The sequence below is a fragment of the uncultured Chitinophaga sp. genome (assembly GCF_937874145.1).
Taxonomy (GTDB): domain Bacteria; phylum Bacteroidota; class Bacteroidia; order Chitinophagales; family Chitinophagaceae; genus Chitinophaga.
In genome coordinates this window covers 1-9,133 of the sequence record NZ_CALNBI010000330.1, presented here as the reverse complement: position 1 = coordinate 9,133, position 9,133 = coordinate 1, and the positions used below count along the sequence as shown (strand labels likewise).

9 protein-coding genes are annotated in these 9,133 nt (G+C 55.8%); 7 read left to right on the top strand and 2 right to left on the bottom strand.

The genetic code is table 11. The annotated features are described in order from the left end of the window. Together Q0510_RS16140 and Q0510_RS16135 are read right to left on the bottom strand one after the other, a co-directional pair. Positions 1-436: 3'-5' exonuclease (locus Q0510_RS16140; protein ID WP_298714033.1), on the bottom strand; the 436-nt coding region annotated here is incomplete at its 3' end. A gap of 2 nt (positions 437-438) precedes the next feature. Continuing rightward, positions 439-1,812 (bottom strand): Mur ligase family protein, encoded by a 1,374-nt coding sequence (locus tag Q0510_RS16135; protein ID WP_298714030.1) that lies wholly within the window; start codon positions 1,810-1,812, stop codon positions 439-441. Between the two features lie 173 nt (positions 1,813-1,985). On the opposite strand from Q0510_RS16135, the gene Q0510_RS16130 reads away from it, so the two are divergent. From Q0510_RS16130 to Q0510_RS16100, 7 genes are all read left to right on the top strand, one after another. Continuing rightward, the gene (locus tag Q0510_RS16130; RefSeq protein ID WP_298714027.1) at positions 1,986-2,126 is read left to right on the top strand and encodes a hypothetical protein; all 141 of its coding nucleotides are present in this window, start codon (positions 1,986-1,988) and stop codon (positions 2,124-2,126) included. Between the two features lie 18 nt (positions 2,127-2,144). Continuing rightward, a complete protein-coding gene (gene ytxJ / locus Q0510_RS16125; RefSeq protein WP_298714024.1) occupies positions 2,145-2,468 on the top strand; it encodes a bacillithiol system redox-active protein YtxJ in 324 nt (107 codons plus the stop codon). An 81-nt stretch (positions 2,469-2,549) separates the two neighbouring features. After that, positions 2,550-3,110, top strand: a complete 561-nt coding sequence (locus Q0510_RS16120; protein WP_298714021.1) for a UbiX family flavin prenyltransferase — start codon at positions 2,550-2,552, stop codon at positions 3,108-3,110. A 19-nt stretch (positions 3,111-3,129) separates the two neighbouring features. Continuing rightward, the gene (aroQ, locus tag Q0510_RS16115; RefSeq protein ID WP_298714020.1) at positions 3,130-3,549 is read left to right on the top strand and encodes a type II 3-dehydroquinate dehydratase; all 420 of its coding nucleotides are present in this window, start codon (positions 3,130-3,132) and stop codon (positions 3,547-3,549) included. Positions 3,550-3,643: 94 nt separating this feature from the next. After that, a complete protein-coding gene (locus Q0510_RS16110; RefSeq protein WP_298714017.1) occupies positions 3,644-4,267 on the top strand; it encodes a sigma-70 family RNA polymerase sigma factor in 624 nt (207 codons plus the stop codon). 78 nt (positions 4,268-4,345) lie between these two features. Then, positions 4,346-5,362: a FecR family protein gene (locus Q0510_RS16105; RefSeq protein ID WP_298714014.1), complete on the top strand. Its 1,017-nt coding sequence runs from the start codon at positions 4,346-4,348 to the stop codon at positions 5,360-5,362. 153 nt (positions 5,363-5,515) lie between these two features. Beyond that, positions 5,516-8,977 carry a SusC/RagA family TonB-linked outer membrane protein gene (locus Q0510_RS16100; RefSeq protein WP_298714011.1) on the top strand — a complete coding sequence of 1,154 codons (3,462 nt, stop codon included), beginning with the start codon at positions 5,516-5,518 and terminating at the stop codon, positions 8,975-8,977. Positions 8,978-9,133 lie beyond the last annotated feature (156 nt).

The following is a 9,133-nucleotide window of genomic DNA, read 5'->3' as shown; positions in this document are numbered from 1 at the left end:
CGCAGTAAAATTTGTACGCGGCGCTGAGGGTGCGCTTCTCCATCAGGTGGAAAATCTTCTGCACGTCCACGAAACGACGGTCTTTCACATCGAAATCCAGGCCCACGCGCAGGAATTCCTCCACCAGCATGGGAATATCGAACCGGTTGGAATTGTACCCCGCGATGTCGCAGTGTTCCATGAACTGGCGGAATTCATTGGCCGCCTGCTTCCAGGTAGGCGCGTCCGCCACATCTTCGTCCCTGATCCCGTGAATGGCCGTGCTGGCCGGAGGGATGGGCATCTGGGGGTTGATCCGCTTTACCTTGCGCTGCACGGAGCGGTCCGGCATCACCTTGATGACAGCGATTTCAATAATTCGGTCGGTGGCAACGTTCGTGCCGGTAGTCTCCAGGTCGATCACGGCGAGGGGACGGGTAAGTTGTAAAGCAGACATTATTATGATTGAGGTTTCTGAACCGGTAAATATTTTTTCAGTCCCGCCAGGTCGAGCCCTTCATAATCGCCGGAGCTCATGAGCAGGAGATTGGTATGGGAGTAGGAACGGCCGTCGAGCCATTTCTCAAGCCCGGCGCGGCTGGTGAAGATTTTCAGATCCTTCCGGCCGAAGCCTTCCCGGATCACTTCGGGCTCAAGATACGGCATCCGTTTGATCTCCAGGGCATGACCGCTGTAGAAAACCGCCGCTTCGTCTGCCGGATCCAGCGCGCCAGCGTATTCTTTCATGAATCCCGCACTCAAACTGCTGTAAGTATGCAATTCCAGCACACCGATGAGTTTGCGCTCCGGGTACTGGTCTTTCAGCGCCTGGATGGTGGCCTTCACCTTGGAGGGCGCATGCGCAAAGTCACGGTAAATGGCCGTTTCCTCGTTTTTGGTCACCAGTTCCAGCCTTTTGGCCGCGCCTTTGAAGGAGGCGATGGCCGCGAGGAAGTCGATGTCGCCCACGCCGAGGGCCCGGCAAACCAGCAGGGCGGCGTGGATATTCAGCAAGTTATGCCCGCCGAACACCAGCAGGTCGGTGGATGCATTCCCGAACCGTACGCGGGTGATGCCGTTGCGGATTACGTGTTCCGGCATGCCGTAGGGCTCCAGCACCAGGTGCTTGCCTTCCTTCTCCACCAGCTGGCGGAGGGTGTCGTCGGTTTCATTATAAATCAGCCTTCCGCCCGGCTCCATGGTCCGGATGAAGATGGCGAACTGTTCCAGGTAGTTGTCGAACGTGGGGAACACGTTGATATGGTCCCAGGCGATGCCGCTCAGAACGGCGATCTGGGGGTGGAGGAAATGGAATTTCGGCCGTTTCTCGATGACGGAAGCCGGATATTCATCGGCTTCGCACACAATGAGGGGGGCATTTGTGACGTTAACGGACTGCGCAAAACCTTCCAGCCGGGCGCCCACCAGGTAGTCGAACTGCATCTGGCACTGCTGTAAAACGTGCATTACCATGGAGGTAATCGTCGTTTTCCCATGGCTGCCGCCGATGGCCACGCGGGTTTTGTTGCGGCTTTCCTGGTAAATGTACTCAGGGAAGGAGTAGATAGGAAGCTTCAGCTCCTGGGCGCGCAGCAGTTCGGGATTGTCGGCCCGGGCATGCATGCCGAGGATCACGGCGTCGAGACCGGCCGTTACCCGCAATGGGTCCCATCCCAGGGAATCGGGCAATATGCCCGCCAGGCGGAGGTTGGTGCGGGAAGGCTCGAAAATCTCATCGTCACTGCCCGTAACGCTGTACCCCTTGTGCTTCAGCGCGATCGCCAGCTGGTGCATCACACTGCCGCCTATCGCTATAAAATGTACATTTGCCATATCTTCAAGGTTCATTGCGGCCCGTCAGTCATCCATTCCATGCCGCCGGTAACACATAGGATTGTTTTTTTTAATATAAAGTATATATTTGCAAAATAACGTTACAAAATACAGATCACAAAGTTCTACAATCCAGGCCTATGAAATTTCGTTCAATTACTAAAACGCAGACTATGAGTTCAGCACGCCGTATGTTCGGTATAATTTGTGCGGTGGCAGTAGTAGCCGCCTTGTTTTCTTCCTGCGCTTCCCAGAAGCTGGGTTGCCCGATGAAGATCACCAAAGTGCAGCACGAGCAAAACAAAAATTGTTAGTCATTATCTTTGTGGGCTATGTGGACAACATTGGAAAGTGAAGAACAGCTGGACCAGATCCAGCACCGGTCGTTCGACCACCCCGTGGTCATTTTCAAGCACAGCACGCGCTGCCCTACCAGCGGTATGGTCAAATCGCGGCTGGAACGATCGGTAGCGCCCGAAGGATGGGAGTTTTTTTACCTCGACCTGATCCGTTACCGCCCGGTTTCCAACCGGATCGCGGAATTGTTTGGCGTGGAGCATGAATCTCCGCAGGTATTGCTCATCCGCAACGGGGAATGTGTGTACGACGAAAGCCATATGTCCATCCGCATGGAAGAACTGACCGAGATGAGCTAAGAAAATATTCACCGATGGCACGGTCCTGTTGAAAAGTGTAATTGCTTTTTAACAGGACCGTGTTTTTTGTAGATTTGCCGTATGAAGCATCGTATAGTTGTGGCGGTTACCGGGGCCAGCGGGTCCATTTACGCCCGCCAGCTCCTCCAAAAGCTGGCCGGGATGAAGGAGCAGATCGACCAGGTGGCCATTGTGATGACGGAGAATGCCAAAACGGTCTGGGAAACGGAGCTGGACGAGAAGGGATACGAGCAGCTGCCGTTCCCGTTCTTTTCGCAGGGCGATTTCCACGCTCCCTTTGCCAGCGGCAGCGGGCGCTTCGATACCATGATTATTTGTCCCTGTTCGATGGGTACCCTGGGCCGGATCGCCGGCGGGATCTCCAACGACCTGATCACCCGGGCGGCGGACGTGGTGCTGAAAGAGCGCCGGAAACTGATCTGCGTGCTGCGCGATACCCCTTACAACCTGGTCCACATCCGGAATATGCAGGCGGTCACGGAAGCGGGAGGGATCATTTGCCCGGCCACGCCTTCGTTTTACTCCCGGCCGCAGACGATCGAGGAAGTGGCGGCCACGGTGGTGGACCGCGTCATCGACCTGGCGGGGCTGGACCATGACACCTTCCGTTGGGGAGAATAACCAAACAGCAATCTATCACATGAAAATAGCCATCATCAACGGCCCCAACCTCAACCTGTTGGGCAAGCGCGAACCGGAGGTCTACGGTAAGATCTCTTTCGACCAGTATTTCGAAACCCTGAAAGCCGCATTCCCGGATGTGGAACTGACGTACTTCCAGAGCAATGTGGAAGGCGTGCTGATTGACAAGCTGCATGAATTCGGTTTTACATACGACGGCATCATCCTGAACGGCGGTGCGTATACCCATTATTCCTACGCCCTCCGCGACGCGATCGCGGGGATCAATACGCCTGTGGTGGAGGTCCATATCAGCAATGTGTACGCCAGGGAAGAATTCCGGCATAAGTCCATCACCGGCGGAAAGGCGGTGGGGGTGATCACCGGTTTGGGGATGAAAGGGTACGACCTGGCCGTCCGTTTTTTTCTGGAGCGTTGAAAATAGTTGATTTTCTGCATGATAAGGGCTCCCCGGCAAGCCAGGGAGCCTTTTCTGTTGCATTCCATCATTCCCATTGTTATCTTTAACGGCATTGAGCAACGGTACAGAACATATTATCGAAACGGGCGGGACGTACGCTCACCTGTCCGACCCGGCCCTGTGGAATAAAGTGAAAGAAGGCGACCGTGGTGCGCTGGATTATATTTACCGGCAGCACTTCCGCCCGCTTTTCGGCTATGGCATGAAGGTACATGCAGACGAGACACTCGTGCAGGACGCCATCCACGACGTATTCGTGAGCATCTGGCAGGGCAGGAGCGGGCTTTCTTCCACGGATTCCATCCGGTTCTACCTGCTTTCCAGCCTCAAGCGGCGTATCCTCCGCCACCTCGGCAGGCAGCTCGTGCTGAGCGACGACGATACCTTTTACGATGCGCCCGCATCTTCCCCCGAAGACGATCTTATCGGCCGGCAAAACGATCTCCAGCGCAGGGCGCGCCTGGCGGGCGTCATGTCCCAACTGCCGCCCCGGCAGCAGGAAGTGCTGTACCTCCGTTATTACCACGGCCTCGATACCCGCGAAACCGCGGATATCATGTCCCTTTCCGTCAACTCCGCCTACGTATTGCTCTCGAAAGCGCTGAAATATTTAAAAGACAACAGCGACAAAATCGTTTTTGCAATCACTTTCCTCGGGAACGGAATTATATACTGAAAAAAAATATTTAAGAATTAACAGGGAAAGGCGCTAAGATTTCCTTTACCTCCTGCTTTACCTGTATAAGTAATCATCATGGCCGACCAGACTTTCACGTTGGAATACTTCTTATCGCAGCCCGGATTCCGGGAGTGGGTCCTTGCAAAGGACGCCCGCTCTACGGAGGAATGGGAGGCATGGACGCACCGGCACCCGGAGCACGCGGCTACCGTACAGGCCGCGGCAGACTGGTTGCTGATGACCGACGAGCGGGAAGCCGTTCCGGCAGCTTCCATGCAGGAAGCGACCTGGGCGAAAGTAATGGCCACCATCGATGCTGCGCCCGCCCGCAATAGCCGCCGCACCCTGGTGCGCTGGCTGCCATGGGCCGCCGCCGCAGCGATCATTGGCATCGTGGCGATCGTTTGGATGCAGGGAAGGGAAGCGGGAAAAGAATTTGTTACCATGGCTACCGGCTACGGCGATGTGAAAAACATCACCCTGCCCGACGGCTCGGAAATCTGCCTCAATGTAAATTCCACGGTAAAATATGCCGCCATCTGGCATGCCGATTCTACCCGGGAAGTGTGGCTGGGCGGAGAAGCCTTCTTCGAAGTGAAGCATCTCGCCGCCAACCAGAAGTTCATTGTACATACGGATGATGTAGACATCCAGGTGGTGGGGACCGCCTTCAACGTCAACACCCGCCGCGTGCAAACGCAGGTGGTGCTCCAGAACGGGAAGGTGAACCTGAAACTCAACCGGAAAGACACGGCGCTGATCGCCATGAAGCCGGGGGATATGGTCACCTGGTCTGCCGAGCGCCGGGAGCTCTCCAATAACCAGGTAGACCCCGTGCAATACGCCGCCTGGCAACAGCAGCGCCTCATCTTCCATGACGCCACGCTGGCCGAAGTGCTGCTGGCTTTGCAGGAGAACACCGGCGTGAAAGTTCAGCTGGAAGATACCGCCATGCTGAAAGAAACATTCACCGGAACAATACCGACCGATCATATCGACGTGTTTTTCAAAACATTGTCGCGGTCTTTTGATATCACGATCACGGAAAACGGAAAGGACAGTTACGTGATCCGAAGGAAAGGGGGACAGTAGAAAGTAGAAATTTATCAGCATACATATTTATTTAAAGCCGGGTAACCGGACTACGCCCGCGGCATGCAGCGGCGCGATAGGGAAAATTATTGCCTGATGGATGAGCAACGAAACAGACATCGTGACTAACAACCAACCTAAATCTACATTGCTATGGGACAATTCAACGCCGGCCGATGCCTGACGCTGGCGATGTGCCTTACAGTGGGCGCCGCACAAGCTGCTTCGGCAAACAACTTGCCGCAAAGGGAAACGGCCCTCTCGTACCAGGAACCGGGAGGCCGCAAGATGCCGCTTAAACGCGTGCTTGCCAACATGGAGAAAGAGCTCCGCGTCCGGATCAACTACATGGGCAATACCGTGGGCAACCTCCAGGTAGACCCTCCGCCTCCGCACGCCGGCGAAGCTGTCATCACCTACATCAACCGCTACCTCGCCGCCTTCGGGCTCGAAGCGGAACATGCTTCCGGCAACGATTACATCATTTACAAAAAGGAAAAGTCCGCACCGGCGCCCGCAGCGCCCGCTCCGGCCCGGCCCGCGCAACCCGCAGCGAAAACCTCCGGCATGCAGGACCTTTCCGCCATCCCGCAGCAACAGGCTTCAGTGCACGGTACAGTTACCGATGAACAGGGCCTCGCATTGCCCGGGGTAACCGTGCTCGTCAAAGGCACCACCAACGGTACCAAAACCAACGACAACGGCCGCTACCAGATCAACAACGTTCCCCCCAGCGCCACGCTCGTCTTCTCCTTCATCGGCTACAAGGCCCAGGAAGTGAAACCCGGCAAGCGCACGCAGCTGGACGTGAAACTGCTCACCGATGTGCAGTCCATGAAAGACGTTGTGATCACCGGCTACCAGCGTATCAAGCGCGACAACTACACCGGCTCTGCCGTAACGATCACGGGTGAAGAGCTCAAGCGCTTCAACCCGCAGAATATCCTGTCCAGTATCCAGGCCTATGACCCGTCTTTCCGCCTAGCGGAGAACAACCTGGCCGGCTCCAACCCCAACGCGCTGCCCAATATCAGCATCCGGGGAACAACCGCATTGCCGGCCAATACCGACAACGTGCTGAGCCGCAACCAGCTGGCGTCCGTTACCAACCTGCCGCTCTTCATCCTCGACGGCTATCCCACCAATATCCAGGCGATCTTCGACCTCGATATGAACCGTGTGGAAACCATCACCCTGCTGAAAGATGCGGCGGCCACGGCGATCTATGGTTCCCGCGCTTCCAACGGCGTTGTGGTGATTTACACCAAAGCGCCGAAAGAAGGCAAGCTCGAACTGCACTACAACTACGAACTGAACGTGGTGGCGCCTGATCTGACGGCTTACAACGTCCTCAATGCAAAAGATAAACTGGAATACGAAAGGCTCGCGGGGCTATATACCGATAACGAGGTGGATGCGCCCGACGAGCTGGAAAAACAGTATTACCGGAAACGGCAGAACGTACTGGCGGGGGTGAACACCTACTGGCTGTCGCAGCCCGTGCAAACGGAGCTGGGCCATCGCCATTCCGTGTCGCTGCAGGGCGGTACCCGCGCCGTGAAATATGGTGTGGATGCCCGCTACCAGAGCAACGGCGGTGTGATGAAAGGTTCGGGCCGCGACCGTTACAGCCTTTCCAACACTCTCAGCTACAACCTGGGCGAGAACAACAAATTCCTGGCCCGCAACATGTTTACGATCACGCAGGTGAACCAGAAGAACAGCAATTTCGGGAGCTTCTCGAACTATGTAAGGATGAACCCTTACTACCCGAAAACCGACAGCCTGGGCCGCCTCATCCGTGAAGTGGACATGTGGAATTCCCGTGGGGGAGTTGGCAACGGTGTTATCAACTCCGCCGTGCTCAACCCGATGTACGAATCCACCATCGGCAACTTCGACAAGAGCGAATATCTCGAGTTCACCGACATCCTCGCGCTGGAATACAACTTCAACCCGCAATGGCGCGTGCGCTCCGAAGTGAGCTTCATCCGACGCGGCAACTCCGTGGATAAATTCACTTCGCCCTTCAGCAACGCATATTATGATTATGAAGGGGACGATCTGAAAAACAGGGGCGAATACCTCTTCGCAACCGACAAGGAAACGCAGTGGGATGGTAACATCACCCTGAACTACAACACCCAGATCGGCGGCAACTACCTGACCGCTACCGGCGGCTTCAATATGCAGTCGGTCGATTATTGGAGAAAAGAAACCATCGGCGAAGGGTTCGTGAACGACCGTTTCAACGACATCAATTTCGCGCGCCGGTATAAGAACAATACCCGTCCCGAAGGAGAATCGCGCCAGCAGCGCCTGGCGGGTGGCTTTGCTACCGTGAACTACGCTTACAAGAACCGTTACCTGCTCGACGCTACCTTCCGGGTAGACGGATCCAGCAAGTTCGGGGCGGATTCCCGCATGGCGCCTTTCTGGTCCATGGGTATGGGCTGGAACCTCCACCAGGAGGCCTTCCTGCAAGGCCATCCGTTCATCAACCAGCTGAAACTGCGTGCTACAACAGGCCTTACGGGAGACGTATCTTTCCCTTCTTACCTGTCCAACACGACTTATGAATATTACGGCGGCGACTGGTACTCTACCGGTGTAGGCGCCATCTTCAAAGAGTACGGCAACCGCAGCCTGAAATGGCAGCGCACGCAGAACTACGACCTCGGGCTGGAAGCATCGCTCTGGAACGACCGCATCTACCTGGCGCCGCGTTACTACTACAAACACACCCGCGACCTGCTGGCCGACGTGAACGTTCCCCTCAGCACCGGTTTCCCCAAATACAAGGAAAACCTTGGCGAGATGGTGAACAAGGGCTATGAGCTGTTCCTCCGCATGAACGCCTTCCGCAGCCGCAAATGGTCCGTGAACTTCAACGTGAACCTGGTGCACAACTCCAACGAGATCACCAAAATCTCCAACGCGCTGAAGAGCTTCAACGACGAGATCGACAAGCAACAGACCGAAAAGCCCGAACTGCGATCGGTACCGCTGCTGCGCTTCCAGGAAGGGCAGTCGATGAGCACGATCTACGCCGTTCGCTCCCTCGGTATCGATCCTGAAACCGGCAAGGAGATCTTCCTGAAACGCGACGGCACCCGCACCTTTGACTACAACGTAAAAGATATCATGCCCGTTGGCGACGAAACACCCGTGCTCGAAGGTAACTTCGGCACCAGCATCGTATACGGCGGGTTCATGGTGGAAGTTCGCTTCTGGACAAGGCTCGGCGGCGATATCTACAACCAGACGCTGGTAGACCGCGTGGAGAATGCGGACCCGAGATACAACGTAGACAGCCGCGTGCTTTCCGAGCGCTGGATCAAGCCCGGTGATGTGGCCTTCTTCAAGAACATCGCCGACCAGGGCAGCACCCAGACCTCCTCCCGCTTCGTGCAGGAAGAGAACAGGCTGGAGCTGAAATCCGTGTTCCTGTCGTACGACTTCCCGCCCAGCTTCTACAAAAGACTGCGGATGCATTACCTGCGCCTGTCGGCCAACATGAACGACCTGGCTTACTGGTCTACCGTTAAGGCCGAGCGCGGTATCGATTATCCGTTTGCCCGGAGCATCACCTTCACTCTTTCAACCAGATTCTAAAACTTGCGCCCAATGAGAATAAATATCATACTGATCTGTGGCATGCTGGCGCTTGCATCCTGCACCAAATGGCTCGACGTATCGCCGAAATCGGAAGTTTCGATGGACCTGCTGTTTACTTCCCGCGAAGGGTTCCAGGATGCGGTGAACGGGCTT

Bases quoted from the DNA above. Each gene is read 5' to 3' on its own strand.
- Q0510_RS16120 (WP_298714021.1), top strand. From the start codon at position 2,550: ATGAAGCATCGTATAGTTGTGGCGGTTACCGGGGCCAGCGGGTCCATT.
- aroQ (WP_298714020.1), top strand. From the start codon at position 3,130: ATGAAAATAGCCATCATCAACGGCCCCAACCTCAACCTGTTGGGCAAG.
- Q0510_RS16130 (WP_298714027.1), top strand. From the start codon at position 1,986: ATGAGTTCAGCACGCCGTATGTTCGGTATAATTTGTGCGGTGGCAGTA.
- Q0510_RS16135 (WP_298714030.1), bottom strand. From the start codon at position 1,812: ATGGCAAATGTACATTTTATAGCGATAGGCGGCAGTGTGATGCACCAG.
- Q0510_RS16100 (WP_298714011.1), top strand. From the start codon at position 5,516: ATGGGACAATTCAACGCCGGCCGATGCCTGACGCTGGCGATGTGCCTT.
- Q0510_RS16105 (WP_298714014.1), top strand. From the start codon at position 4,346: ATGGCCGACCAGACTTTCACGTTGGAATACTTCTTATCGCAGCCCGGA.
- ytxJ (WP_298714024.1), top strand. From the start codon at position 2,145: ATGTGGACAACATTGGAAAGTGAAGAACAGCTGGACCAGATCCAGCAC.